This is a genomic window from Mucilaginibacter sp. CSA2-8R (assembly GCF_038806765.1).
In the GTDB taxonomy this organism is placed as follows: Bacteria; Bacteroidota; Bacteroidia; order Sphingobacteriales; family Sphingobacteriaceae; genus Mucilaginibacter.
Map to the genome: position 1 here is coordinate 190,499 of NZ_CP152389.1, position 25,992 is coordinate 216,490.

The 25,992-nt window shown below is 42.5% G+C and carries 25 protein-coding genes; 6 read left to right on the forward strand and 19 right to left on the reverse strand.

Annotated features, from left to right (window positions below; translation table 11 throughout):
- Positions 1-21 precede the first annotated feature (21 nt).
- From AAGR14_RS00810 to AAGR14_RS00840, 7 genes are all read right to left on the reverse strand, one after another.
- On the reverse strand, positions 22-1,308 hold the full coding sequence (locus AAGR14_RS00810; RefSeq protein WP_342646692.1) for an MFS transporter: 1,287 nt from the start codon (positions 1,306-1,308) through the stop codon (positions 22-24).
- An 83-nt stretch (positions 1,309-1,391) separates the two neighbouring features.
- Positions 1,392-1,967: a C40 family peptidase gene (locus AAGR14_RS00815; RefSeq protein ID WP_342646693.1), complete on the reverse strand. Its 576-nt coding sequence runs from the start codon at positions 1,965-1,967 to the stop codon at positions 1,392-1,394.
- Positions 1,968-2,088: 121 nt separating this feature from the next.
- On the reverse strand, positions 2,089-3,483 hold the full coding sequence (locus AAGR14_RS00820) for a M20/M25/M40 family metallo-hydrolase (RefSeq protein WP_342646694.1): 1,395 nt from the start codon (positions 3,481-3,483) through the stop codon (positions 2,089-2,091).
- Between the two features lie 35 nt (positions 3,484-3,518).
- Complete coding sequence (gene recG, locus AAGR14_RS00825) at positions 3,519-5,627, reverse strand: ATP-dependent DNA helicase RecG (protein WP_342646695.1); 2,109 nt, start codon at positions 5,625-5,627, stop codon at positions 3,519-3,521.
- 20 nt (positions 5,628-5,647) lie between these two features.
- A complete protein-coding gene (locus AAGR14_RS00830; protein WP_342646696.1) occupies positions 5,648-6,028 on the reverse strand; it encodes a RidA family protein in 381 nt (126 codons plus the stop codon).
- Positions 6,028-6,171: a DUF6728 family protein gene (locus tag AAGR14_RS00835; protein ID WP_342646697.1), complete on the reverse strand. Its 144-nt coding sequence runs from the start codon at positions 6,169-6,171 to the stop codon at positions 6,028-6,030. Before AAGR14_RS00835 ends, AAGR14_RS00830 begins: the two co-directional genes overlap by 1 nt.
- 69 nt (positions 6,172-6,240) lie before the next feature.
- Positions 6,241-7,584, reverse strand: a complete 1,344-nt coding sequence (locus AAGR14_RS00840; RefSeq protein ID WP_342646698.1) for an OmpA family protein — start codon at positions 7,582-7,584, stop codon at positions 6,241-6,243.
- A 230-nt stretch (positions 7,585-7,814) separates the two neighbouring features.
- On the opposite strand from AAGR14_RS00840, the gene AAGR14_RS00845 reads away from it, so the two are divergent.
- The 4 genes from AAGR14_RS00845 (at position 7,815) to AAGR14_RS00860 (ending at position 11,869) form a co-directional block, all read left to right on the forward strand.
- Entirely contained in the window at positions 7,815-9,029 is a 1,215-nt protein-coding gene (locus tag AAGR14_RS00845; protein WP_342646699.1) for an aminopeptidase P family protein, read from the forward strand.
- Between the two features lie 144 nt (positions 9,030-9,173).
- Entirely contained in the window at positions 9,174-10,118 is a 945-nt protein-coding gene (locus AAGR14_RS00850; protein WP_342646700.1) for a hypothetical protein, read from the forward strand.
- 19 nt (positions 10,119-10,137) lie between these two features.
- Positions 10,138-10,950 carry a DUF5672 family protein gene (locus AAGR14_RS00855; RefSeq protein ID WP_342646701.1) on the forward strand — a complete coding sequence of 271 codons (813 nt, stop codon included), beginning with the start codon at positions 10,138-10,140 and terminating at the stop codon, positions 10,948-10,950.
- Between the two features lie 37 nt (positions 10,951-10,987).
- Positions 10,988-11,869 carry a glycosyltransferase family 2 protein gene (locus AAGR14_RS00860; protein WP_342646702.1) on the forward strand — a complete coding sequence of 294 codons (882 nt, stop codon included), beginning with the start codon at positions 10,988-10,990 and terminating at the stop codon, positions 11,867-11,869.
- Here the strand turns inward: AAGR14_RS00860 and AAGR14_RS00865 are convergent.
- The 3 genes from AAGR14_RS00865 to AAGR14_RS00875 form a co-directional block, all read right to left on the reverse strand.
- Positions 11,866-12,585 (reverse strand): pyridoxine 5'-phosphate synthase, encoded by a 720-nt coding sequence (locus tag AAGR14_RS00865; protein WP_342646703.1) that lies wholly within the window; start codon positions 12,583-12,585, stop codon positions 11,866-11,868. The two genes, AAGR14_RS00860 and AAGR14_RS00865, sit on opposite strands and share 4 nt — an antisense overlap.
- 76 nt (positions 12,586-12,661) lie before the next feature.
- Positions 12,662-13,048 (reverse strand): VOC family protein, encoded by a 387-nt coding sequence (locus AAGR14_RS00870; RefSeq protein WP_342646704.1) that lies wholly within the window; start codon positions 13,046-13,048, stop codon positions 12,662-12,664.
- Entirely contained in the window at positions 13,045-14,769 is a 1,725-nt protein-coding gene (locus tag AAGR14_RS00875; RefSeq protein WP_342646705.1) for a glycoside hydrolase family 3 N-terminal domain-containing protein, read from the reverse strand. Before AAGR14_RS00875 ends, AAGR14_RS00870 begins: the two co-directional genes overlap by 4 nt.
- A gap of 168 nt (positions 14,770-14,937) precedes the next feature.
- Here AAGR14_RS00875 and AAGR14_RS00880 point away from each other — a divergent pair, with 168 nt between their 5' ends.
- Positions 14,938-15,579 carry a porin family protein gene (locus AAGR14_RS00880; RefSeq protein ID WP_342646706.1) on the forward strand — a complete coding sequence of 214 codons (642 nt, stop codon included), beginning with the start codon at positions 14,938-14,940 and terminating at the stop codon, positions 15,577-15,579.
- Positions 15,580-15,652: 73 nt separating this feature from the next.
- Here the strand turns inward: AAGR14_RS00880 and AAGR14_RS00885 are convergent, their stop codons facing one another.
- The gene (locus tag AAGR14_RS00885) at positions 15,653-17,488 is read right to left on the reverse strand and encodes an ABC transporter ATP-binding protein (RefSeq protein WP_342646707.1); all 1,836 of its coding nucleotides are present in this window, start codon (positions 17,486-17,488) and stop codon (positions 15,653-15,655) included.
- Between the two features lie 173 nt (positions 17,489-17,661).
- Here AAGR14_RS00885 and gcvP point away from each other — a divergent pair, with 173 nt between their 5' ends.
- On the forward strand, positions 17,662-20,571 hold the full coding sequence (gene gcvP / locus AAGR14_RS00890; RefSeq protein ID WP_342646708.1) for an aminomethyl-transferring glycine dehydrogenase: 2,910 nt from the start codon (positions 17,662-17,664) through the stop codon (positions 20,569-20,571).
- A 71-nt stretch (positions 20,572-20,642) separates the two neighbouring features.
- Here gcvP and AAGR14_RS00895 read toward each other — a convergent pair whose 3' ends face one another.
- From AAGR14_RS00895 to AAGR14_RS00930, 8 genes are all read right to left on the reverse strand, one after another.
- Positions 20,643-20,975, reverse strand: coding sequence for an MGMT family protein (locus AAGR14_RS00895; protein WP_342646709.1), 333 nt, complete (start codon positions 20,973-20,975; stop codon positions 20,643-20,645).
- A 6-nt stretch (positions 20,976-20,981) separates the two neighbouring features.
- Positions 20,982-21,632, reverse strand: a complete 651-nt coding sequence (trmB, locus tag AAGR14_RS00900) for a tRNA (guanosine(46)-N7)-methyltransferase TrmB (protein WP_342646710.1) — start codon at positions 21,630-21,632, stop codon at positions 20,982-20,984.
- 105 nt (positions 21,633-21,737) lie between these two features.
- Entirely contained in the window at positions 21,738-22,238 is a 501-nt protein-coding gene (locus AAGR14_RS00905) for a hypothetical protein (protein WP_342646711.1), read from the reverse strand.
- Positions 22,239-22,240: 2 nt separating this feature from the next.
- Entirely contained in the window at positions 22,241-22,591 is a 351-nt protein-coding gene (locus AAGR14_RS00910; protein WP_342646712.1) for a phage holin family protein, read from the reverse strand.
- Positions 22,592-22,640: 49 nt separating this feature from the next.
- Complete coding sequence (locus AAGR14_RS00915; protein WP_342646713.1) at positions 22,641-22,976, reverse strand: YtxH domain-containing protein; 336 nt, start codon at positions 22,974-22,976, stop codon at positions 22,641-22,643.
- A 72-nt stretch (positions 22,977-23,048) separates the two neighbouring features.
- Entirely contained in the window at positions 23,049-24,101 is a 1,053-nt protein-coding gene (locus AAGR14_RS00920) for an AI-2E family transporter (RefSeq protein WP_342646714.1), read from the reverse strand.
- Positions 24,102-24,184: 83 nt separating this feature from the next.
- Positions 24,185-24,391: a hypothetical protein gene (locus AAGR14_RS00925; RefSeq protein WP_342646715.1), complete on the reverse strand. Its 207-nt coding sequence runs from the start codon at positions 24,389-24,391 to the stop codon at positions 24,185-24,187.
- Positions 24,392-25,837, reverse strand: coding sequence for a sigma-54 dependent transcriptional regulator (locus AAGR14_RS00930; protein WP_342646716.1), 1,446 nt, complete (start codon positions 25,835-25,837; stop codon positions 24,392-24,394). It abuts the gene before it with no gap.
- Positions 25,838-25,992 lie beyond the last annotated feature (155 nt).

Genomic DNA, 25,992 nt, shown 5'->3' on the forward strand with positions numbered 1-25,992 from the left:
ACGCCGGCTTAGGTAAGTAATTTATACTACTTTCTTAGTCGGCGTACTTACGTCAGCCAGTTTAGTAGGAATAAGGTTACGCGTTTTGAGGAAGGTAACTGTTACTACCAGTAAAGTCATACAGCCTCCAAAAATTACTGACGGAACTGTTCCCATCAGTTCAGCTGTAAATCCGGATTCAAATGCTCCAATCTCGTTAGATGACCCGATAAACATAGAGTTTACTGCCGAAACCCTTCCGCGCATTTCATCAGGCGTAAGTAATTGCATTAAAGTGCCACGTATAATAACACTGATGCTGTCAAACGCACCCTCAGTAAAGAGGAAGATGAGCGAAATATAAAAGCTTTTAGATAAGCCAAAACAAAGTATTGACATGCCAAAGCCGGTCACAGCAATCAGTAGATTGCGCCAGGGGCGGTTCATAGGCGAAAAACTAGTCATGGCCAGCATGGTGAGTACAGCACCTAATGATGAGGTAGCCCGCATAATACCTAAGCCTTCTGAGCCAACTTTAAGAATGTCGTTGGCAAATACCGGCAGCAAGGCGATGGCGCCGCCAAAGAATACCGAAAACAAGTCGAGGCTCATGGCGCCCAGCATCATTTTGTTTCTGAGCACAAAGTTGATACCTGCCGATAGGCTTTGCCATATACTTTCTTTAGGTATGTATATAGGCGGATAGGTACGCAGCATATAAACCAGTATAAGCGAAACCAGCAATAAGATATTGATGATGATGAAGGTTGGCGTAATACCAAAATGACCGAAAATTAAGCCGCCAATAGCCGGCCCCATAATGGTAGCAATCTGCCAGCTCGAACTGCTCCAGGTACTGCCGTTAGGATAAAGCTCTTTAGGTATACTTTGCGCATAAATAGCAAACGTTGCCGGGCCATAAAATGCCCTGGCCACGCCGTTAAAAAATATCATCACATAAATAATGGGCACCACCCAGCCGGCATGTACCAGGTGGCTCATGCTTTTTAATGTAATAGTAAATATGGTAAGCGAAGCAAATAACACTACTGAAAATATGGCAAGCAGCAGTTTACGCTTTTCGTATTTATCGGCAATGTAGCCGCCATACAGGGCAATACTGATGGCCGGGATGGCTTCGCACAAGCCGATATAGCCCAACGCAAGTTTACTATGAGTAATCTGGTAAATGTAAAAGCCAATAACCACGGCCTGCATTTGGTAAGCCAGCGTAAAAAAGAAACGCATACCAATGTATGCGCGAAAATCTTTATACCGTAATGCAGCGAATGAGTCTTTTTTTTCCGGAGTCTCCTGTCGTTCTTCCACAAGCAGTTAATTTGATGCTTTGCAAAATTAACGCATTTTGAATAACAGGCTTTAACTCAAATTAAAATAAGCAGGTAACAATCTTAATTATTTTGCGAAAAGATACGTATCGCCTTTACAAAGCGTCCCTGATAATAAGCATTCAATGGCGTTTCAGTAACGCTGTTGGCCTTGCCAGAGGTGGCATGTATAAAAATGTGTTCTTCACCCGGCTTGTTCACAAAAATGCCCATATGCCCTACATTCCGTTTGGTACTATCGGTACCGGTAAATAATATGATGTCGCCTGCTTTAGCATCTCTTAGCTTAATTTCTTTAGGCACTGAGGTAAAATCTACTGAAGTGCGCGGAACGTTAATATTAAAATGATTGAAAACGTAAGTAATAAAACCCGAGCAATCAAACCCCTCGCTGGGGTTAGTTGAGCCGTACTTGTAAGGGATGCCTTTAAGTGATTGAGCAAAACTGACAATCTGTGCCGGGCTAACGTTCCCGGTTTCAATGCGGTCAGAAGTTTTTGTATTGAAACTCTTATCAGCCTCGTTTAAATGAATACCATGGCTTGCTGATGTATGATCTACTGCAAAAGGCTTGTCTGGATTTTTACAAGTAAAAAGCAACAGCATTAACAGTTTATATGGCAGAGAACTAAACGGCATAAATAGATGGTTAAAGCAAATAGAAAATATAAGCAAGATAGAATACAAATTTTCCCTGTTAACTAAAATAAAACAAGCCAGGGTGCAAACCCCAGCTCGTTAATGCAAAAACTTCTTAATGCTAAAAATTTAAACCATGTTGGTCAATCAAATAAATAAGCGAGGCTATCGACGCTGCCCCTAATTCCAGCTCGCGTTTGTTTACGTTTTCAAATACATCATTAGGCGTATGGTGTATATCAAAGTAACGCTGCGAGTCGGGACGAAAACCGATTAGCATAGCATTAGGATGCGTTTCTCTTAATGGGCCAATATCTGTACCGCTGCCTCCTATCACTAAACGGTCGGCCTCGTATGGCTCAAACAGTTTTTTCCACTGGCGGTTAATGCCGGCCATAAACGCTGGTGTGGCATGGTCAAAACTAAAGCCACGAGGGGTAAAGCCGCCTTCGTCAGTTTCTAAAGCTGCAATATGTTCCTCTTTGTCTTTTAAGGCTTGTTCAGCATATTTTAAACCACCCTTGTGCCCATTCTCCTCGTTCATAAAAAAAACAGCCCTGATGTTATTTTTAGGTTTGTAGCCTAATGTTTTGTAAATACGCAAAGCTTCTACCGACTGCATAACGCCTGTACCATCGTCATGCGCGCCTTCGGCTAAATCCCACGAATCTAAGTGGCCGCCAACCGTTATGTATTTGTTGTTGTTCTCTGAACCCTTTATTTCTCCTATTACATTATACGACAGTACATCAGGCAAAGTCTGACAATCGGTTTTTAAATAGAATTTTACAGGAGTGCCGGCTTGCTGCTTTAGCTTAGCACTAAGCTGATTAGCGGCTATAGTTGATAAAGCTGCGGCAGGGATTGGTTTATTGGTGCCATAACCGGTGCCACCGGTATGCGGATAATTATCCAGCGCAGATGTTAATGAGCGAACAAGCACAGCAACCGCACCATATTTGGATGCCGCTCCCGGGCCGGTGTTTCGTTGGTCGCCGGCAGTGCCATAAGCCGATCCGGCTTCGATAAAGCGCTCATCAAACGGGCGATTAAAAAATACAATCTTACCCTTAATTTTAGACTCGCCAAGCGTCTCCAATTCTTTTAAGCTATGCAGTTCGATAACCTCTGCAGTGATGCCTGTTTTTGGCGTAGCCACCGACATGCCCAAGGCGGCTAAGGCAACAGGAGTACGCTTAGTGCCTGTAACAATGTAACCCTGCTCTTTTTCGCCGCGCACCCAATGCGGCACCATTACCTTCTGCAGGTAAACCCGGTCAAACCCATAACCTTCCATTAGTTTCTTGCTCCACTCAACCGATTTTTGAGCGCCTGCCGAGCCGCTTAAACGCGGTCCGATCTTTTTGCACAGGTAACGCAGGTTTTCATAGCATTGGCCATTAACTAAGGCCTCGTCAAAAATTTTGCGCATCATTACCGAATCGGTTTGGGCCTGTGCCGAACAAGACATACCAAGTGCTGCAAGCACAGAGAAAGCGATAGCTTTTATTTTCATGAAGAGTATTTGTATTAATGCCGTTAAGATAACGATTAGGAAATCTTATCCCAACTTAAACCGCCACTTTTAGCCTGGAAAGCCTGTTGTAAGATTTGGTTTTCGGGTAAAGCTAATTGTGGGTCGTGGGCAAAAATTTCTTCTACCGTTTTACGTGCTAAAAGCAGTATCTCCTGATCGGTGGCCAGGTCGGCCAGCTTTAAATCAAGCACACCGCTTTGCTGGGTGCCTTCAATGTTACCCGGACCGCGCAATTGCAGGTCAATCTCCGATATTTCGAAACCGTTATTCGTCTTCACCATCGTTTCGAGCCGTACTTTGCCTTCGCGGCTTAATTTTTGGCTACTCATCAAAATACAGTAAGATTGCTCGGCTCCCCGGCCTACGCGCCCGCGTAACTGGTGCAGTTGCGACAATCCAAAACGCTCGGCGTTTTCAATAATCATTACGGAGGCATTGGGCACATTTACACCCACCTCTATTACCGTAGTGGCTACCATCAGCTGCGTTTCGCCTTTAACAAAGCGCTGCATCTCGAAATCTTTATCCGAAGCCGACATTTTTCCGTGTACTACACTAATGCGGTATTGCGGTAATGGAAATTCGCGCGACAGTGTTTCAGCGCCATCTATCAGGTTTTTTAAATCCAGCTTTTCACTTTCCTGTATTAGCGGGTATACTACGTAAACCTGGCGGCCCAAGGCAATTTCGCGTTTAATAAAGCCGAACATTTGCAGGCGCTGGCTTTCGTAAAAATGCAGCGTTTCAATAGGCTTACGGCCGGCGGGCAATTCGTCAATCACCGATACGTCCAGGTCGCCATACAAGGTCATAGCCAGCGTTCGGGGGATAGGAGTGGCCGTCATTACCAATACGTGTGGCGGTATAATATTTTTCTTCCACAATTTGGCACGTTGCTCAACACCAAAGCGGTGCTGTTCATCAATTACCACAAAGCCCAAGTTTTTAAATTGTACCGCATCCTCAATAAGGGCATGGGTGCCAATCAGTATTTTTAGCTCTCCGTTCAGCAGCTTTTCATGAATTATGGCGCGTTGTTTCTTTTTCGTAGATCCGGTAAGCAAAGCAACTTCTACAAAATCATCACCTACCAAATGTTTAACCGATAGGTAGTGCTGGTTAGCCAAGATTTCGGTAGGCGCCATCATACACGTCTGGAACCCATTATCAATAGCTAAAAGCATACTCATTAAAGCCACTACAGTTTTGCCGCTGCCTACATCGCCCTGTAGCAGGCGGTTCATCTGTACGCCGCGCTGGGTATCGAGCCTTATTTCTTTAAGTACACGCTTCTGTGCGTTAGTGAGCGGGAAGGGAATTTTTTCTTGGTAGAAAGTGTTAAAGTATTGGCCAACTTTATCAAACACATTACCCTTAAATTTATGGGTGCGGAGTAATTTATTTTTAAGCAGCCGTAGCTGTATTAAAAATAACTCTTCAAACTTTAAGCGCCGCTGGGCTTCGTAAAGCAACTCGGGGCTTTCGGGGAAATGGATGTTACGATAGGCATCAACCCGGTTAATAAGCTTAAACTTTTGTAAAATGTACTGAGGCAGGTTTTCCTGTATGTCTTTTGCATGCTGCTCCAGCAAAATGCTGATTAGCTTTTGAAGCCCCTTGCTATCTAATGAAAAGCTTTTCAGCTTTTCTGTTGAGTTATAACCGGGTTGTAAAGTAAGGTTACCCTTACGCTTTAGCGTATCGGGCGAGTAAGGCTCCATCTCCGGATGAGCCATTTGCGCTTTGCCGTTAAACAGCGCCGGTTTGCCAAAAATGATATAGGCCTTGCCGATGTTCAGGCTTTTTTCGGCCCATTTAATACCCTGAAACCAGGCTAATTCCATTACGCCGGTGTCGTCCTGCGCTTGTATAATTAGTCGTTTGGTACGCTTATCACCTAATATTTCTTTATGTGTTAGCCTGGCAATTACCTGCACATACGGTAGTTCCGGCTGTATATCCCTTATTTTGTAAAAGCGGGTACGGTCAATATATTTAAAAGGATAGTGCTTTAGCAGGTCTTCGTAAGAGAAGATACCAAGCTCTTTTTTGAGTACCTCGGCCCTTGCTGTGCCTACTCCTTTTAAATAATCAACAGGGGTTTGAAATACCGATGCGTTCAAGATTTATTTTAAGTAGCCAGTTAGCCTTTGTAAGCAATTACCGAAATTTCAACATTGACATTTTTAGGCAGAGCAGCAACCTGTACTGTTTCGCGGGCAGGGTAGTTGCCGGTGAAGTAAGAGCCGTAAATTTCGTTAACCCTGGCAAAATCGCCCATGTCTTTTAAAAAGATACTGGTTTTTACAATATGGCTAAAGTCAAGGCCAGCTTCAGTTAAAATAGCTTTGATGTTTTCCAGCACCTTAGTGGTTTCGGTAGTAAGGTCTGTTAACACCAATTCGCCCGATTGCGGGTCTAAAGCAATCTGTCCGGATACAAAAAGCATGTTGCCTGCCATAACAGCCTGGTTATATGGACCGATGGGCGCAGGGGCGTTTGGGGTATTTATAATTGTGCTCATTATTTTTTCAGGATAAACCAATCAATCAACTTCCAGATGATGCCCAGTACAAACATGATGATGGCCATGGCATTAATGACATGCATCACCTTCAAATTAAAACTGGACGGACGTTTGTCGTCTTTTCTGCGGAAGAAGTACATAAAACAAAGTTAATAAAAAAAAGGCTCCGGGTTATCCGGAGCCTTTTCAAGTTCTAATTAATTTAGAAATTATTGTTTGAACTCAACGCGACGGTTCATTACACGTCCTTCTTCAGTTGAGTTATCAGCAATTGGGTTAGTTTCACCTAAACCTTTTGTTTTTAAGCGACGAGCTTCAACACCAGAGTTAACTAAGTAAGTTTTTACTGAGTTAGCACGATCTCTTGATAAACGCAGGTTGTGAGCTGCAGTACCTTCAGATGATGCATAACCGTTTAAAGTAACTACTTTTTTAGAGTTAGAACGCATGTCAGCAGATACTAAGTCTAATACAGCATAAGAAGAAGTTCTTAATACTGAGCTATCAAAGTCAAACTGGATGTTTGAGTAAGCTTGAGCAGCAGGAGTTGCAGTTGAATCCGCTTTAGGGAATACAATTGGACAACCAGCACCGTCAACAACTGTACCAGCAGGAGTGCTTGGACATTTGTCAAATTGATCAGCTACACCGTCACCGTCAGTATCTTTTTTCAGGTCGTTAACAGCGTTTTCAACGTTAGTTACACGGCCTTTCAAAGCTTCAACTTCTTGACGTAAAGCAGCATCGTACAATTCGTCATACATCATAGCTACTGGGTTTACCCAATCCAGGTTTGGTTTTGATGAAGAACCGAAAGTGTACTCTAAACCACCGTAACCGTAAGAGTATTTATCTCTTGATGGGTAGCCTCTTTTTAAACCGTCTAAGTTGTCATCATCAGTAAAGTTAGCAGTATAACCTAAGTTAAATGCCCAAGCGTCATTCAATCTGAATTTAACACCTGCACCAACTGGGATCACTAAGCTTTTTACATAATGGTTACCACCATCAGCATCTTTGTAACGAGTTTCTAAACCAGATGCAGTGATGAAGTGTGGGTTGTAATAGATCAAACCAGCACCTGCGTTAACGAAGAAGTTAACAGAGTTTTTACGACGCAGGAAGTCAATAGTAGCAACGTTAACAACGCCGCTTAAAGTTCCTTGCCAAAAACGTGTGTCGAAAGAAGCCATACCATCACGAACGCCACCTTGAGCGCTGTTGTTGTTACCAGCTACTTTACCGCCACGAGCGTCTAATTGTAAGCCAAATGAATGGGCTAACTGCCATCTTAATGATGCACCGTAACCAAGCGATACAACATAATCAGTGTAATCGTTTACACCACCGATAGCCACTGCAGGAGATGTTGCACCTACGTTTAAACCAAAGCTCCAGGTGTTGTACTGACCTCTGCCACCAAACACTTTAGCTGTACCGGTTGAATTTGACATGCTGCTTTTAGTTGAATCGGTTTGCGCGTTGGCCATACCAACCGCAAGCAGCGATGCAAAAGAAAGCGCGACTGTTTTCTTTAATGTAGAATAGTTCATAGTTTTCAAGATTAAACAAATTTTAATTGTGATTTTACTTAATAAAATTAGTACTTATGTCTGCTCGTCAACCAAACTCCGTTCCAATTTTCTTAATATTGGAGACAAATAAATGCAATTTTTTGTTTTCTAAAAATTAATAATTTTATTTTATGAAATATCATCCTATAAGCAACAGCTTATTTATTTTAAATAGAAAAAATTTCGTTTCACGAATAAAGCCGTCGTCTTTGGCAATATTTAACGCCGCTGATGAATACACCCGCAGCGGTGATCAAAACTTCCTGTTCAAACAAAATGCCGACTTCTTTTACTTATCAGGGATAGATCAGGAACAAAGTATTTTGCTGCTTTTTCCGGATTGTCCTAATCCGTTGTACAAAGAAGTACTTTTTTTGAGACAAACTAACGAACACATTGCGGTATGGGAAGGACACAAATACACCAAAGAAGAGGCCCGCAAGGCATCGGGTATAGAAGCAGTATATTGGTTGCACGATTTTGAGGCAATACTGCATAGCATCATTCACTATGCAGATCACATTTATATTAATACCAACGAGAACGACCGTTACTTACCGGGTGTACCTTACCGCGATCTGCGCTTTTTGGAAGAATTGCGCGGCAAATATCCTTTGCATTATTACGAACGTGCTGCACCTATACTGCGAGATTTACGCGTAATTAAGTCAGAAGTTGAAATTGAACTTACACAAAAGGCCTGCGATATTACCGGTGATGCATTTGTACGTGTACTTAAGTTTGTAAAACCTGGAGTTGCTGAATACGAAATTGAAGCCGAGATTAGCCATGAGTTTTTACGCCAGCGTGCTACCGGTCATGCTTATAATCCCATTATAGCTTCGGGCCGTAATGCTATTGTACTGCACTACAATGATAACAACCAGATATGCCATGATGGGGATGTGATTTTATTTGACTTTGCTGCCGAATATGGTAATTATAATGCCGACTTAAGCCGTTCTATACCGGTTAACGGCCGCTTTACCGAGCGCCAGCGCAAGGTTTATGATGCTGTATTGCGTGTGATGCGCCAATCTACCGCAATGCTGGTGGCGGGTACAGTATGGAATGATTACCATGATGAGGTAGGAAAAATTATGACCAGCGAATTAATAGGTTTAGGATTGCTTGACCGCCATGCGGTAGAAAAGCAGGACCCTAAAGCGCCTTTGTATAAAAAATATTTTATGCATGGTACCTCTCATCACCTGGGCATTGACGTGCACGACTATGCCAGCCGTTATAAACCATTTGAAGTGGGTAATATTTTAACCTGTGAGCCGGGTATATATATCCCCGAAGAAAATTTAGGTATACGCATAGAAAACGATATTTTAATTACCGAAGGCGGTAACCGCGATTTGATGGCCAATATACCTGTAGAAGCCAAACATGTTGAAGACATTATGAACAGTAAGTAAGCAACTTATTTACCTTGTGCAGCAGAAAAGCAGATGGTAACATAAAAGTGCCATCTGCTTTTTTATTGATTGTGCAATATATTTGCAGCGGTAGCAGGCCCTGCCTGAAAGTAGCATTACGTTAAACTAAGCCGGATATAAGATATGTTTAAAAAAAAGAACCTGGCAAGTAAGCTTTGGCTTAAGTATACCGACCGGCCTGCTTACAAAACGTATAAGTGGGAATTAGTAAATTATAACAGGAGCCAGTTCACTAACTTTTTGCTGGGCTCTGAACGGCTCAACAGTCTGCCTAAAATTAAAGCTTTAAGCAGCGTTACCGGCCAGTTAAATATTACCCATAGCGGTAATGCAGGCGATGTGATATATGCCTTGCCTACGTTAAAAAAAATTAATGAGCTTACCGGCGCAAAAATTAACCTGTACCTTATTTTAGGTAAACCCTTAATTTTGCCCGAGTATAGTACGCACCCTTTAGGCAACGTCATGCTTAACCGTAAAATGGCCGATATGCTGATTGCATTAATTAGTGCGCAGTCTTACATCAATCTATGCGACGTATACACCAATCAAAAAATTGATATTGATTTTGACTACTTCAGGGCTGGACTTATACCACAGGACAAGGGCAATATAGCTCACTGGTGTGGTTACATCACCGGTGTTACTCCTGATTTGTGGAAGCCATGGCTTAAGGTACTACCTGATGCAGCTTACAAAAATACTATAGTGGTTGCCCGTAGTGCCCGCTACCAGAATAAAACTATCGATTATCGGTTTTTGAATAAGTATGAATCTTTAAAATTTGTAGGGGTAGAAAGCGAATACCAGGAAATTAAAAAGTACCTGCCAAAAGCCGAATGGGTACAGGTAAATGATTTTATGGCATTGGCACAAGTTATTGCCGGATGCAAAGTTTTCATCGGCAATCAGTCGTTCCCATACTCAATAGCCGAGGCTTTAAAGGTACCACGTATACTTGAAGTAGCGTTTGAAGTAATTAACGTAGTGCCCGAGGGCGAGAATGGGCACGATTTTCTTTTTCAGGATCACCTTGAAGCCTTGGTGGAGGATTTATATTCACGTTAATTTAGTAAACCTCCTGCACATGAGTTTAAAGGGGAAAGTAGCCGTTGTGATACCGTTTTATAAGCCGGGCCTTACTGCGTACGAGCAAGTTGCTTTGCAGCAATGCGAACGTATATTAAGTAACCATATTAAAATAGCTGTTAAGCCCTATAAACTTGCATTGCCTGATTTTGCAGATACGGTTAAAATTGACGAGGTTATTAACTTTGATAACCATTATTTCGCAAGTATTGATGGCTATAACCGGCTCATGTTATCTACGGAGTTCTATGCTAAATTCCAATCTTTTGAATATATATTGATCCATCAGCTAGATGCCTTTGTATTTAAAGATAACTTACTTGACTGGTGCAGCCGAGATTTAGATTATATAGGTGCCCCCTGGATACGCCCGGTGGAACATACAGATTTGATCAAAGCCCTCAAGTCAAAAATTCAATATGCAGTACATACTCGTTTTGATGTTAAAAAGAATGGGGTACCGAGCGAAAAGCAGTTTGAAAACAAAGTGGGCAATGGCGGTTTTTCATTACGGAGGGTAAAGAAATTTTATGACCTGGCCTTACAGTTGCAGGATAAAATAGCCTTTTACCTGCAACAACAAGGGGTGCATGAGTACAACGAAGATGCTTTTTGGAGTATAGAGGTAAACCGTAAAAAAAAGGTATTAAACATTCCGGCGCTTAAGGTTGGGTTGCAGTTTGCCTTCGAGTCATCTCCGGAGCGGGCCTTGAAAATTAACGACCAGCAATTGCCATTTGGTTGCCATGCCTGGGACTTATACGCCGATTTTTGGAGGCCTGTTTTTAAACAATATGGCTTTGAAATCTAATATTATTTAATACAACCTACTCATCATTATAAACATTATGAAAGTTGCCGGTTTTACCTTCATTCGCAATGCGGTAAAAAATGATTACCCGGTGGTGGAGGCCATTACGTCTATATTGCCGGTTTGCGATGAATTTGTGGTGGCTCTGGGTAACAGTGAGGATAATACAGAAGAATTGATCAGGGGAATTAATTCACCTAAAATCAGGATTGTTCATACCGTCTGGGACGAAAGCCTGAGAGAGGGGGGGGCGGTTTTTGCCGCCGAAACAGATAAAGCCTTTGCTGCCATATCTCCCGATGCCGACTGGGCTTTTTATATTCAGGGTGATGAGGTGGTGCACGAAAAATATCTGCCGCTCATTAGTCAGGAGATGCAGGATAACTTAACTGATGTTCATGTGGAGGGCTTGCTGTTTAAATATGTGCATTTTTATGGATCGTATGATTACTATGCCCATTCACGGCGCTGGTACAGGCGCGAGATCCGCATTTTACGGAACAACAAAAACGTGCATTCCTATCGTGATGCCCAAGGTTTTAGATTGGGCGGCCGGAAGTTAAATGTAAAACTAATTGACGCTTATATTTATCATTACGGTTGGGTAAAACCGCCGCAGGGTATGGGTAATAAGGTGCGCAACTTTAACCAGTTTTATCATGATGATAGCTGGATGGCCGAAAATATGCCGCAAACTTTTGAGTTTGATTTTAAGAATGCAGATCGTTTATTGCCTTTTACCGATACTCATCCGGCAGTGCTGCAACGCCGCATCCAGGCACAAAACTGGCAGCTGGAGCTCGATCCGGTAGCTATCAAAAAGAAACTCTCTTTGCGACGGCGCATCCTGCAAAAAATTGAAGACTGGACCGGCTGGCGGGTAAGCGAGTACCGCAATTATAAAATCATTAAAAGTTAAACAGCAAGCCTTTGCAAATACATTTGGATGGTATTTTCCAAGCCGTAGTATAAAGCATCGCAAATTAAGGCATGGCCAATACTTACTTCATGCAAACCCGGAACATGCTGGGCAAAGTATTTCAGATTTTTTAAATCCAGGTCGTGCCCGGCATTAAGACCCAAGCCAACTTCTATAGCTTTTTCTGCCGCCTGAATGTAGGGGGCAGCCGCCAATTCAATCCCCTGGTGATAATGGCTGGCATAGGCTTCTGTATATAGCTCGATGCGATCGGTTCCGGTTTCGGCAGCGGCTTCTACCATATCTACCAGCGGGTCAACAAACAGCGATACCCTGATGCCCTCGTCTTTGAAGCACTTTACCATATCCTGTAAATAACGTTGGTGAGTAATGGTGTCCCAGCCGTGGTTAGATGTTAGTTGGTTAAGTGCATCAGGTACTAAGGTTACTTGGTGCGGCTTTACGGCCAAAACCAAATCAACAAACTTTTTTTCTTCGCAGTTGCCTTCAATGTTAAATTCAGTAGTTACAATGTCTTTCAAAGCATACACATCATCATAGCGTATATGGCGCTCGTCGGGGCGGGGATGTACTGTAATGCCCTGCGCACCAAAACGCTCGCAATCTTTGGCAACCTGTATCAAATCGGGATTGTTACCGCCGCGCGAATTGCGCAGTGTAGCTATTTTATTAACATTAACAGACAAGCGTATCATCAGCAAAAATTAAAAGTTGCAAGTTAGTATTCTTAGAGCTATAACACCTCAACGGGCTATAATGATTGTGCAAACTTTAAAATGAGGCATAAGTGGGAGGTTTTGCAATTACAATTCTAAACCCATCCGGATCGGTGTAAGTAGTTCCGTTGTCGTTCCAGTATGGGTTTTTAGCAGTTATTGGCGTGATGGCGTGTTGAACAAAGCGTTGATTAATTTCTTCATATTCTTGCTGGCTGGCGGCATACCATACCAGTAAGTCGTCTTCATCGGTTTGGTGTTGCGGTGCTTCAGCAGATGTAGTAAATTCCAGGTGCCAGTCGTGCTCACTTAAGCCCAAAAAAATGCCGTTGTAGCCGTTATGGTCGTTAAACTTTCCTAATATTTGCAGCCCCATAACATCAACATAAAAGTTAATAATGTTTTGCAGATGTTGGGTATGCCTGGCTATTCTGAGTTTCATAATGCTTGCTTAGACTGACCTATACCACTGCCATTTACAAAAATGGTATTCACTGTAACTGGTAATTTACCTGATGGCGTTAACTGCCGGCTTAATACTTTAGCTGCTGCACGCTGCATGCCATCATCTTTTTGATAAGCAGCTATTAAAGCGCTGGCTTTTTCGATACCAGGCAAAGTAGCTATGCTGTAAGGATTAGCAAAAAGACTGATTGCTGCATTGGGAGATGTAGCCAGTTGTGTAATGCCATCTTTAACCGCGGTGCTAAAATCTAATTTGCTTTGCGGGCGCAAGCGCATATCATGTACACCAACCATAATCTGGCCATAGCTTTTTACTTCATTTAACACTTTGGCAACATCACTGGCCGATGCATTTTTATCGATGTTAAATAAAGTATTATTGGCAAACGTTTTAGCCAGCTCTAATTGAAACGTGGTGTTGGTGGCGGTGCCAATGCTCACCAGGGCTGTTTTCTGCTCAAAGTTGAGGCGCTGTATCAGGCCGTTATCCTGCAATAAAGTTATTGCCGCATTACTTAATTCCTGAATTAATTCTTTAGCAGGTTCGCGGTTTAAGTTTTCAGAGATGTTCTGCAAATCCGTCGGTTGGTAATGGTTTAAGCCCACCCAATATTTGGCTGCCAATACTTTTTTAACTTTAGCATCCAGTTCGGCCTCGGCAACCAAATGCTGCCGGATTGCCTTTTTAATTTTCTTGATGGCGCGCCACGAGTTTTCAGACAACTCTAAAATGTCATTGCCAGCTATAAAGGCTTTTAAATCGGCTTCGCCTTCCGGAAAATATTTCACTACTCCTTTCATCTCCATAGCATCAGATACAACCAAGCCTTTAAAACCTAATGAGTCTTTGAGCAAAGTGGTAATAATGGGCCGCGAAAGCGAGGATGGTAAGTTTTTAGTAGTATCTAATGCCGGGATGCTCATGTGTGCCACCATGATGCCGCTTATGCCAGCCTGAATAACCTGCTTAAACGGATATTCTTCTAAAGTATCTAACCTGGTACGGGTAAAGTTGAGTTGCGGCAAGTCATAATGCGAATCTACGTTAGTATCACCATGACCCGGAAAATGCTTGGCCGTGGTTAAAAGCCCGCCCTGCTGCATGCCCTGCATATAAGCGATAGATTTTAATGCTACTTTGTATTTGTTGTCGCCAAAAGAGCGGTAATTAATTACCGGATTATTCGGGTTATTATTAATATCAACTACCGGTGCAAAGTTTAAATGCATACCCAGGCGCTTAAAATCATAAGCTACCTGCTGCCCCATTTGGTTTAACAGTTTGTCGTCCTGTATAGCGCCCAAAGTCATTTGGTATGGGTATGAAAGGGTAGAGTCCAGCCGCATGCCCAATCCCCACTCACCATCCATGGCAATAAGTAAAGGGATATGAGCTAATTGTTGATACTGGTTGCTTAAAGCCGCCTGCCTTACCGGGCCGCCTTGAAAAAATACCAGCCCGCCCGGTTGTTCGTGCTTAATAACATTAGCTACTGAGTCGGCGTAAGCTTTGCCTTTGTTGGTATGAGCGCGTATAAAAAACAATTGGGCTACTTTTTGCCTGCGGTTCATTTTACTGAAAACCGAGTCTACCCAATGGTTTTGCTCGCTTAATGTTGATATAAAACTGCTTTGCTGCTGTGCAAAAGTGGCATGGGCAGCTGCCAAAAGCAATGCTGCACTTAAAAATAATCTCACGGTTCGAAGTGTTATAATACCGGTTCAAAAATAAGCAACCTGTACATCATAATGTGCAGATAAAAAGATTGTTTAAATAATTGATTAAAAAAAATTAACCGGCAAATAAACCAATGGCGGTTTATCGCATCTATAAAGCATTCAGTTTGAATTTAAATTTACAACACAATGAAAAAATTATTACTTGCAGCCATGGTGCTGCTGATAGTTGGAACCGCTGACGCACAGCGTCGCCATGGTTACCGCAGACAGCGCGTAGCTGACGATTATTATCGTCCGAGGGTGGGTTTAACAGGCGGGTTAAATATTGCCAATACCATCAGTTCCCGAAATTCAGATTTTAGTACCAACACCAAGTTAGGCGCTAACGTAGGTTTGTTTGTAGATGTGCCTATCGCTTACCCGCTGTCTTTCCAGCCCGAGATTTTATACTCGCAAAAAGGCTACCGTGCTAATACTGTTTACGGCGATTTTGCACAACGTGCTAATTTTATTGATGTGCCTTTGTTACTTAAGTTAAAGCTGGCCCCGGCATTTAATGTTTTGGTTGGTCCGCAGATATCTTTCCTGATGAATACCCGTAACACCTATTATGATGGATTTAATGTTATTCAGCAAGACCGTTACACTTACAACGGCGACAAAACCTTCATCGGCGGTGTGGCAGGTGTATCTATTGATTTAAACCGTAATGTTGAATTGCGCGGACGTTATAATATTGATTTTCGTGAAAACAATCCTAATGGCAGCTCGGGTGTACCTGCGTTCAGAAACCAGGTTTGGCAAGTGGGCTTAGGCTTTAAATTCTAATATTTCAGATCCTTTTATATATCCGTTAAAACAAACAGGCCGCTCTGCACACATTGCAGGCGGCCTGTTTGTTTTATGCCTCGCCCTGAAACGACTGCATATCAATCAACTTGCGGTACAGCCCGTTTTTTTGCATCAGTTCGGTATGGTTGCCTTGCTCGGCTATGCGGCCGTTTTCTAAAACTACAATCAGGTCGGCGTTTTGTATGGTGCTTAACCTGTGCGCAATAATGAGCGATGTGCGGTTTTTCATCAAGTTGTTTAACGCATCCTGTACCAGTTTTTCTGATTCAGTATCTAAAGCCGAAGTAGCTTCGTCTAACAGCATTAACGGTGGGTTGGCCAATACTGCGCGAGCAATACAGATACGTTGTTTTTGTCCGCCCGAAAGTTTAGTACCGCGGTCGCCCACGTTGGTTTCATAACCATTTTCAGTATTTTCTATAAAGGTATGTGCATTGGCAATGCGGGCAGCTGCCTGCACTTCTTCTAAAGTAGTGTTGGGTTTACCAAAGGCGATATTATTAAATATAGTATCATTAAACAAGACAGACTCCTGGTTTACAATGCCCATTAAGTTTCGCACCGATTCCATGGTTACCTCTTTAATATCATGGCCGTCAATACTTACCGATCCGCTTTGCGGTTCAATAAAGCGGGGCAGTAAATCCATCAGGGTTGACTTGCCACCGCCCGATGGGCCGACCAGGGCAATAGTTTTACCTTTAGGTATTTCGAGGTTAATATCGCTCAAAACCTTTTTTTCGCCGTAAGCAAAGGTAACATGGTCCAGTTTAATGTTTTGATTAAAGCCATTTAAGGCAATCGCATCAGGGGCATCAACAATTTGTGGCCTTTCGTCAATTAATTTTAATACCCTTTCGCCGGCTGCAATACCGGTATGTATACCGCTAAACGAATCTGAAATAGCTTTAGCGGGCCTGGTTACCTGCGAAAACATAGCAATGTAACCAATAAAGGCAGCGGGAGTTAACGCGGAGTCGTTATTAGTCAAAATAAGATAGCCGCCGTATAGCACAAGTGCTGTAATCATACTCACACCTAAGGTTTCTGATACAGGTGAGGCTGCCTGCTGCCGCCTGGCCATTGATTTAACAATTTTGGTATATTTTTCGTTCTGGGCGTTAAAGCGGTCTTTGGTAAAGTTGCCTGCATTAAACGCTTTAATAATTTTTACACCCGATAAGGCTTCGTCAAGATAACTAATCATTACGCCATAGGTTTGCTGCAGTGCAATAGCCTGTTGCTTTAATTTTTTTACAATTCGAGATATGATAAATGCCGAAACCGGAATAACTAACAGCGAGTAAACGGTTAATTTTACAGAGATCGCAAACAACGCAGCTGCGTATAAAATTAGCTGTAAAGGCTCTTTAAAAATTACTTGTAAGGTACCCGTAACTGAATATTGCACCACCTGCACATCAGAAGAAATCTTAGAGATAATATCGCCTTTGCGCTCATTACTGAAAAAGCCCATGTGCAGATCCATTACATTATTAAAAACCGAGCGGCGCAGGTTAAGCAAAGTATGCGCTCGCAGGTTTTCCATCGTACGCTGGGATAGGTAGCGAAATAAATTACCCAAAAAAACAGAAATTACAATTACACCACATACAAATTTAAGGGCTCCCCAAGGCCCATATTGGTGAATGATAAGGTCGACGTAGTAATTAAAAAACTCGTTCAGATTAAATATGGAAGGCTTGGCAGCACCGGCTTGCACCAAAGGCTTGGCACCTTTAGAAAACAAAGTTTGCAGCAGCGGTACCAGTAATGCTAAATTGAGGGTGTTAAATATAACGGCAAAGGCAGTAGTTATAAAATAGGGGATAGCAAATTTCTCGATGGGTTTAGCAAAAGAGAGCAGCCGGAAATATGTTTTCATTTACACTTATTAACCCGCAAAAATAATTAAAATTGTTAACCCCGGGCATATTTGTTATGGGCTTTAAAAGGTAGTATTAAGCAAACCCACGGCATTGTCACTATTTGTTTATCAATTGTTAATCAGGGCTTAAAATCGTACCTTTGCGGCAAACAAATAAGGGCATCCCGTTCATGAAACTGAATATTGATTACCAGGAGAAATTCCAAGCCAGGCACATTGCACCTAACGAGGCAGATACTGCCAAAATGCTTAAAACTATTGGTGTTGGCTCGTTAGATGAACTGATTGGACAAACCGTTCCTGAAAAGATTAGGCTTAAAGCGCCATTGAATTTACCCGCTGCTAAGAGTGAGTTTGATTACCTGAATACGTTGAAGCAAACGGCATCAAAAAACAAGGTATTTAAAACATACATCGGTCAGGGATACTATGATGTAATTGTACCGGGGGTTATTCAGCGTAATATTCTGGAAAATCCGGGATGGTATACGCAATATACACCCTACCAGGCCGAAATTGCACAGGGTCGTTTACAGGCTTTATTAAATTTCCAAACGATGGTGCTTGATTTAACCGGGATGGAAATTGCCAATGCCTCGTTGCTTGATGAGGGCACGGCTGCTGCCGAGGCCATGTTTATGCAATACAGCTTGCGTAAAAACCAAAAGGCAAACACCTTCTTTGTATCCCAGGAGCTGTTTCCGCAAACCATTGATATTTTAAAAACCCGCTCGCAGCCTTACGGAATCCAGTTAGTCATCGGCGATCATCACACGGTTGAACTGACCGACGAGATGTTTGGTGCTATTGTACAATATCCGGCTAAAGACGGCGCTGTATATAACTATACCGACTTTGCAGGTCAGGCTCACCAAAAAAATATTAAGTTAACCGTAGTGGCCGATTTAATGAGCTTGTTGCTGTTAACGCCTCCGGGCGAATGGGGTGCCGATATTGTGGTAGGTACCAGCCAACGTTTTGGTGTACCTATGGGCTTTGGCGGTCCTCATGCTGCGTTTTTTGCTACTAAAGAAGAATACAAGCGCTCAATGCCGGGTCGTATTATTGGTGTAACCATTGATAGTGCCGGTAATTATGCGCTGCGTATGGCATTACAAACCCGCGAGCAGCATATCCGTCGTGATAAAGCAACCTCTAACATTTGTACAGCACAAGCACTGCTGGCTATTATGGCCGGTATGTATGGCGTGTACCACGGTCCGCAAGGGTTAAAACTGATTGCCGAGCGTGTACATGGTTTGGCTGTCTTACTGTCACAGTCTTTACAACAATTAGGTTACGAGCAGCTTAACGAAGCCTACTTTGATACTGTGAAGTTTGATGTAGGTCATTTAGCCGGTTCTATCCACGCCGAGGCTTTGAACAACGAGATGAACCTGCATTATGATGGTTCGATGGTAAGTATAGCTTTGGATGAAACCACTTCGCCGGAAGATATTAAAACCATCATTCGCTTTTTCGCCAAGGTAAAAGGCAAACCGTTGAATGATGTAAGCTTTGACGAACTTAAGTCGAAACTGGAAACGGTTATCCCAGCCGAATTGCAACGCCAGTCGGCTTACTTAACGCATCCTATATTTAACTCGCATCATTCTGAGCACGAAATGCTGCGTTATATCAAATCATTAGAGGCAAAAGATTTATCACTTTGCCACTCGATGATTGCTCTGGGTTCATGTACCATGAAGCTTAACGCTACTACCGAGATGGTACCGGTTACCTGGCCCGAGCTAAGCAAAATGCACCCATTTGCACCGGCAGATCAAACCGGCGGTTACATGCAGGTATTTGATGAGCTAAACAAATGGTTGAGCGAAATTACCGGTTTTGCAGCCATGAGTCTGCAGCCTAATGCAGGTGCACAAGGGGAGTATGCTGGTTTAATGGTAATCCGCGCTTATCATTTAGATAGGGGTGATGATCACCGCAACATCGCTTTAATTCCGTCATCTGCTCACGGTACCAACCCTGCTTCGGCAGCAATGGCCGGTATGAAAATTATCGTGGTAAAATGTGACGAAAATGGCAACATCGACGTAGCTGACCTGAAAGCCAAAGCAGAGCAATACAAAAACGAACTTTCGTGCCTGATGGTAACTTACCCATCTACACATGGTGTATTCGAAGAGTCGATTATTGAAGTGTGTGATATCATTCACCAAAACGGCGGCCAGGTTTATATGGACGGTGCTAACATGAATGCACAGGTAGGCTTAACCAGCCCGGCAAACATCGGTGCCGACGTTTGCCACCTAAACCTACATAAAACCTTCTGTATACCACACGGCGGCGGCGGCCCCGGTATGGGCCCTATTGGTGTAGCTAAGCACCTGGTTCCTTACCTTCCGGGGCATGCTGTGGTTAATATTGACCAGGGTAAATCTATCCCCGCAGTATCTGCCGCACCTTGGGGGTCTGCGTCTATATTAATAATTTCGCACGCTTATATTGCTATGATGGGCAGCGAGGGTTTAACCAGCGCTACCAAATATGCTATCCTTAATGCTAACTACATTAAAGCACGTTTAGAACAGCACTACCCGGTATTGTATGCCGGTGCACAAGGCCGTTGTGCACACGAGATGATATTGGACTGCCGCAGCTTTAAAAACTTTGGCATTGAGGTAACCGATATTGCCAAACGTTTAATGGATTATGGTTTCCACGCGCCAACCGTTTCTTTCCCGGTAGCCGGCACGGTAATGGTTGAGCCAACCGAGTCGGAGCCTAAACACGAGCTGGACCGTTTTTGTGATGCCATGATTGCCATCCATCATGAAATTGACGATGTGGAGAAAGGCTTGTTAGATAAAACTGATAACCCTTTAAAAAATGCACCTCACACTGCAGCGGTTATTACCGGTAATGAGTGGAGCCATCCGTATACCCGTCAAAAAGCAGCGTTCCCGTTGCCTTACGTGGCCGACTATAAGTTCTGGCCATCGGTAGGTCGTGTAAACGATACCTATGGCGACCGTACACTGATTTGCTCTTGTCCTCCGTTAACCGATTACGAGTTTGAGGAAAGCGAAGTAACTACTACCGAATACGGTACCTGATAAAATACAAAAGGCCTCTGCGGAGGCCTTTTGTATTTTATATGAATTTTGATTGATATTACTTGGCGATGCTAAGCCAGTTCAATAGCCGGGTCCCAGAATACTTTGTCGAAATCCTGTACCTGATTGTTTTCCACATCAATGCCTTCACTGCGGAGCATCTGCTCCATTCGTTCAGACCCGAAATGAAATTTACCGGTTAGCAAACCAGTGCGGTTAACCACACGGTGGGCTGGCACAGGAAAGCTGTTAGGGCCAACAGATGCTTTCATGGCATAACCTACTACACGCGATGAGCTTTTTGAACCCAGGTAGGCAGCAATAGCACCGTAGGAGGTTACCCTGCCGGTAGGGATCAACCTGACTACTTCATACACACGATCAAAAAAGTTATCCCCGGGCATAGTGTTTTATTCTAACGAAAACTGCAGGTAGTTGATGTTCTTATTATCCTGTAAATACTTTTTTTCGTAATAGGTTTTAATGTTCAGCACCTCGGTAGTAAAAGGTGAATGGTACAGGTCTTCGGTTTTTACGTAGAGCTTTAAACCCAACTCTTCAACCTTTTCGGCGGTATAGGCATGCAGGTCATCGTTATCAGTTTTTAAATTAATGAGGCCGCCGGGCTTCAATACCTGCTTGTATTTTTCTAAAAAGCGGGGGGAGGTTAAGCGTTTCTTTTCGCGGCTTATTTGCGGTTGCGGGTCGGGGAAGGTTATCCATATCTCATCAACCTCGTGCCGGCCAAAATAGTCGGTTAGATTTTCGATCTGGATACGAAGAAAGCCAACGTTAGGTATGTTTTCTTCTATAGCAGTTTTAGCGCCACGCCAAATGCGGTTACCTTTATAATCAATTCCTATAAAATTCTTTTCAGGGAATAAGCGAGCCAGGTTAACGGTATACTCGCCTTTTCCGCAGGCCAGTTCTAACACTACCGGATTGTCATTCTTAAAAAAGTCGGCTGCCCATTTGCCTTGATAGGGCAAGCCATCTTCTAATTGTTTAACGTTATCAAAAGTTGCTATTTCGGCAAAGCGCTTTAACTTATCTTTTCCCACTACTTAAAATTAAAGGCACAAAAGTAAGTAAAGAATACACACCTGCCAAGAAACAACAAATGCTCCTTTTTGAGGAGCATTTGTTTTGAATAATATGTGTGTTAGTTATACCGGTCTGATGTTAGGTGATATTGGCGGAACAGGATCGGCAATCACCTCTTTTTCAACTATAGTTTCAGGTTGTTTAACTGTTGATGGCATAACAGCCGTTTTCGGCCTTTTACCAAACAGCGATTTTACTCGTCCCCATACTGAGGTCACTGAATCTTCGCTGATATAAGTAGAGGCCTTTTGCGAAACCAAACCTACTAATGTTTTAACAATAAAGTTAGACCGTTTAAACAACGTTTTATTTAAAGCAATTGGAAGTACAAAGCGCGAAATCAAGCTAACAATATCGGGCGATAGCAAAGTGCTTAAGCCAAAATTATTGTTACCACCGGCTTCACCCTCTGGCGCCTTCGGGAATATGGAACGTACAGAAGCAAAAATAGCCGATGGACTGCTAAAGCGTTTTTTTAGGTCCATTTCTTGCTCCTGCCTATGCTTCTCGAGCCGGATGATCTCCGAACGCAGATCATCTATGTTTTTTACAGGTATATCCATGGCTACTTAAACATTTTGCTAATAAGCAGGTTAACAATCGGCTTTTCTATTTTTGACTTTGCAAAAATAAAGACGAGTGCAATAATCAGGTAAAACAAAGCCACTACTCCAAAGCCCTTCCAGGCAGCGCCCATTACCTCACCTAAAAATAAGGCTAATGTAAAGGTTGCAAATAAAAAGGTGAGTAGAAGGCTTATGGTAACCACTACTACCGTGACCAAACTAGCCGCTACGGAGGTGCTTTTTTCAATCGCTTTATACTTTGATAAAGTAAAGCGGGTTTCAATGTACTCCTTTAACTGGTCAAGTATGGGTGGTTGTAATGGCTGTTCTGCTTCTTTGGTTTCTTCCATCTAAAAATTAGATTAATCCCGAAGGATGTGGTTTCAGGAATAACTTAATTTATGCGTGTTCAAGATCGTCTTGATAATCCTGTTCAGCGCCGTTCAGTTTAGTTTTAATATTATCTACCACTTTAGATTTTAATGAAGATAACTTATCTATTTCTGATGCGGCCGTTTCTTTAATGGTATCACTTAAGTTATTTAACGACTCTGATAATTTATCGCGCGTGTCGGTGCCTTTATCAGGAGCAAATAAAATGCCCAGTGCAGCACCGGCCGCTAAACCAGCTAAAAGAGCCAAGGCTACTTTGCCTGCATCGCCCAAACCATCGTCTTTTTTTACTTTAAAACTTGGTATTTTTTTGATTAGGTCAGCTACGTCTTTTGTATTCATGGTGATTAAAATTTAATGTTGTAACCAGTTATCTAAGTAACGACTAAGATAAAGCTTTGTTTATATCGATTGTTAAAATTGTTCATCGTCTGGTGTGGCACGGATCCTTTCCAGTCGTTCTGCCGCCATCCGGTTCGTTTCATAAATCTCGGTCAAGAGTATAAAGTACGACAAAAGTACCGGACCAAATACCAGGCCCAGAATACCAAATAAAGGTAAGCCGATAAATACCCCTATAATAGAGATAACCGGATGAGTATTAGCTATTCTTTTGTTGATTATCATGCGCAGTACATGATCTAAATTGCCAATAAACAGCAGTCCATAAGCCATAATAAACACACCCGACCAAGTTCGGCCAATAAGCATTAAGTACAACCCTGCAGGGATAGATAAAGTTGGTGCACCCACCACTGGTAAAAAAGAAATAAAAGTGGCAATCACACCCCAAAATATCGCATCCGGAAGGCCAACAATCCAAAATCCGTTAGCCAGCAAAAAGCCTTGTACCAGCGAAATGATGCCTTGGCCTAAAACGTTAGAGTAAGTAGAGTTCTTTAGAGCAGTGGCAAATTTAAGAGCATGTTGCTCGCTGAAAGGAGCATACCTGAGTAATCCGGCCTCAAACTCGCGTAATTGCGCTAACATAAAATACAGCAAAAAGTAAAGCACCAACAATGTTAAAATAATGTTGGCTGCACTTCCTAATATGGATGGGAACAGGTCGGCTGCATAGGTGCCGAGCTTTTTAAGTGTGTCTTCAGCAAAACGGGGCTGACTCAGGTATTCGGCCGTTACCATGTCAATTTTATCCACCCATGAGTCAATAGGCAGTGAGCTGGTTTTAAAGCTGATAATTTTTTCGATCACCATAATGCTCAGCAGTAAAAAAGGAATTACGATGGCAATAAGTGAAATAAAAATGATGAGCAGGGCAGACAAAGTAGCATTCCACCTGCGTTTTTCGGTTAAGTGCAGATAAAGAGGCCTAAACATTACATACAGCACAATAGCGCCGAGTATGGCACTAAAAATAGTACTCAGGGCATATAGCAAAAAACAGCCAAGCACAATGATGCTTACCAGTACAATATTATTACGCTGCTGATAACTAAAAACGGGCATGGCTGAGGGTCAAACTTTTAAGTAAACAAAAAAGCGCTGTAATGTTCAGCGCTTTTTTGTTTAAACTTAAGTTGGGCTTAATTTTAGATGCCCTGTACTAAATTGTTGATTTTTGCACAGCTCATGGTAATCGTATCCATATAAAACAGTGCATCATCTGATGGGTGTTCAATTTCGTAGCGCAGTTGTTCTAAAGCCAGATTAATGTTAGAAAGCTGGTTTTTAACATCGTGCTTAAAATTGCGCAGCTGATCTTCGGTAATTTGCTTTTGTGGATCCTGCCCGTTCATTTATTTGTTTAAGTTAATAGCCTTCATTTTATTATATAGCGTTTTCCGGTCTATTTTTAATATTTCGGCCGCTTTGGTTTTGTTGAAGTTTACCTGACGCAAAACTTGTAAAATTGTTTCATACTCGGCCTCTAAAGCTGCATTTTTTAAGTCGGGCCTTACATCTTTAACTGTCGGTGTAATTGAGCTGTTGTTTAGAGTTAAAGATGTTTCATGAGTGTGTATTCTATCAAAAGCAAGCATTTCAAGCGGCAATGCTTTCATCTGTATTTCATCACCCTCAGTAAGTAAAGTAGCACGCCTAACCACGTTTTTAAGCTCGCGGATATTGCCTTGCCAGCGGTAGGTTCTAAAACATTCTATTACCTCGGGCGAGAAGGCAACCACATTACGGTTAAGTTCTTGGTTAGCGCTTTTTAAAAAGTGGCTGGCCAGTTGTACCACATCATTATCGCGCTCACGTAACGGTGGCATGTGGATGCTGAATTCGTTAAAGCGATGGTATAAATCTTCTCTGAAACGGCCTTTGTTGATGGCGTCCTGTAAATTTTCGTTAGTAGCTACAATAATGCGCACATCCAGATCAATCTCTTTGGTTGAGCCAATGCGTTTAACCTTGCGTTCCTGTACAGTGCGCAGCAGGGCAGCCTGAATATCATACGATAAATTGCCCACTTCATCTAAAAATAAAGTGCCGCCATTGGCCATTTCAAAGTGGCCGATTTTAGTGTATAGTGCGCCGGTAAACGAACCTTTTTCGTGGCCGAAAAATTCGCTTTGTGCCAGTTCTTTCGTCAGCGAGCCGCAGTCCATCGCTACAAACGGCTGATCGCGACGAGGGCTGTTTTGATGTATACTTTTTGCAACCGATTCTTTACCGGTACCGCTCTCACCCATAATAATAACGCTGTAGTTAGTAGGCGATACCAGCTCAATTTGTCTTAACAGTTCTTTAGATGCTGAGCTACTGCCCGTTACAAATTCGTTTGAAAAGGTAACCGATCTGCTTTTTTCCCGGGTCTGTTTTGGGTTATTTGCGCCTGTGACTGCAATTGTTTCCTGTGCTGCCGAATGGAATAGCGCATGGTGGGTTTCAATGGCCTTATTAATGGTGGTTAATATCTCGTCAGGATACAGCGGCTTGGTGATATAATCATAAGCACCCATTTTAATAAGCTCCACGGCCATCTTGATATCAGAGTAGCCGGTAATAATAATCACCCCGGTTTCCGGATACTGGGCTTTAATAATCTTCAGCATCTCTCGACCATCGGTATCTTCCAGTCGGTAGTCGCACAGTACCAGATTATAATTATTAGTTTTTAAGTGTTCTAACCCTATACTTCCGCTTGATGCTGTGTGCACCTCAAAATTGTTGCGCGTCAAAAATTTTGACAGCAACAATGCGGTGTTAACTTCATCATCAATGATTAGAATTCTGTTCATATTAATAACTTTTTGCCATTGCTCAATATCAAGTGGGCAATGTTATCTACAAAAATGGGAAAATTTGCAACAATTTAGCAATAGTTATTTATGAATCAATACTATGAATTGATATTTATATAATCTTAATATCTATTAACAAAGACTATAATACT

What these genes read in the sequence shown, in the direction of transcription:
- AAGR14_RS00915 (WP_342646713.1), bottom strand. Translation starts at nt 22,976, where the DNA reads ATGAATACAAAAGACGTAGCTGACCTAATCAAAAAAATACCAAGTTTT.
- AAGR14_RS00850 (WP_342646700.1), top strand. Translation starts at nt 9,174, where the DNA reads ATGTTTAAAAAAAAGAACCTGGCAAGTAAGCTTTGGCTTAAGTATACC.
- AAGR14_RS00930 (WP_342646716.1), bottom strand. Translation starts at nt 25,837, where the DNA reads ATGAACAGAATTCTAATCATTGATGATGAAGTTAACACCGCATTGTTG.
- AAGR14_RS00855 (WP_342646701.1), top strand. Translation starts at nt 10,138, where the DNA reads ATGAGTTTAAAGGGGAAAGTAGCCGTTGTGATACCGTTTTATAAGCCG.
- AAGR14_RS00880 (WP_342646706.1), top strand. Translation starts at nt 14,938, where the DNA reads ATGAAAAAATTATTACTTGCAGCCATGGTGCTGCTGATAGTTGGAACC.
- AAGR14_RS00820 (WP_342646694.1), bottom strand. Translation starts at nt 3,483, where the DNA reads ATGAAAATAAAAGCTATCGCTTTCTCTGTGCTTGCAGCACTTGGTATG.
- AAGR14_RS00905 (WP_342646711.1), bottom strand. Translation starts at nt 22,238, where the DNA reads ATGGATATACCTGTAAAAAACATAGATGATCTGCGTTCGGAGATCATC.
- AAGR14_RS00830 (WP_342646696.1), bottom strand. Translation starts at nt 6,028, where the DNA reads ATGAGCACAATTATAAATACCCCAAACGCCCCTGCGCCCATCGGTCCA.
- AAGR14_RS00815 (WP_342646693.1), bottom strand. Translation starts at nt 1,967, where the DNA reads ATGCCGTTTAGTTCTCTGCCATATAAACTGTTAATGCTGTTGCTTTTT.
- gcvP (WP_342646708.1), top strand. Translation starts at nt 17,662, where the DNA reads ATGAAACTGAATATTGATTACCAGGAGAAATTCCAAGCCAGGCACATT.
- AAGR14_RS00925 (WP_342646715.1), bottom strand. Translation starts at nt 24,391, where the DNA reads ATGAACGGGCAGGATCCACAAAAGCAAATTACCGAAGATCAGCTGCGC.
- AAGR14_RS00895 (WP_342646709.1), bottom strand. Translation starts at nt 20,975, where the DNA reads ATGCCCGGGGATAACTTTTTTGATCGTGTGTATGAAGTAGTCAGGTTG.
- AAGR14_RS00865 (WP_342646703.1), bottom strand. Translation starts at nt 12,585, where the DNA reads ATGATACGCTTGTCTGTTAATGTTAATAAAATAGCTACACTGCGCAAT.
- AAGR14_RS00885 (WP_342646707.1), bottom strand. Translation starts at nt 17,488, where the DNA reads ATGAAAACATATTTCCGGCTGCTCTCTTTTGCTAAACCCATCGAGAAA.
- AAGR14_RS00840 (WP_342646698.1), bottom strand. Translation starts at nt 7,584, where the DNA reads ATGAACTATTCTACATTAAAGAAAACAGTCGCGCTTTCTTTTGCATCG.
- AAGR14_RS00910 (WP_342646712.1), bottom strand. Translation starts at nt 22,591, where the DNA reads ATGGAAGAAACCAAAGAAGCAGAACAGCCATTACAACCACCCATACTT.
- AAGR14_RS00920 (WP_342646714.1), bottom strand. Translation starts at nt 24,101, where the DNA reads ATGCCCGTTTTTAGTTATCAGCAGCGTAATAATATTGTACTGGTAAGC.
- AAGR14_RS00835 (WP_342646697.1), bottom strand. Translation starts at nt 6,171, where the DNA reads ATGTACTTCTTCCGCAGAAAAGACGACAAACGTCCGTCCAGTTTTAAT.
- AAGR14_RS00860 (WP_342646702.1), top strand. Translation starts at nt 10,988, where the DNA reads ATGAAAGTTGCCGGTTTTACCTTCATTCGCAATGCGGTAAAAAATGAT.
- AAGR14_RS00870 (WP_342646704.1), bottom strand. Translation starts at nt 13,048, where the DNA reads ATGAAACTCAGAATAGCCAGGCATACCCAACATCTGCAAAACATTATT.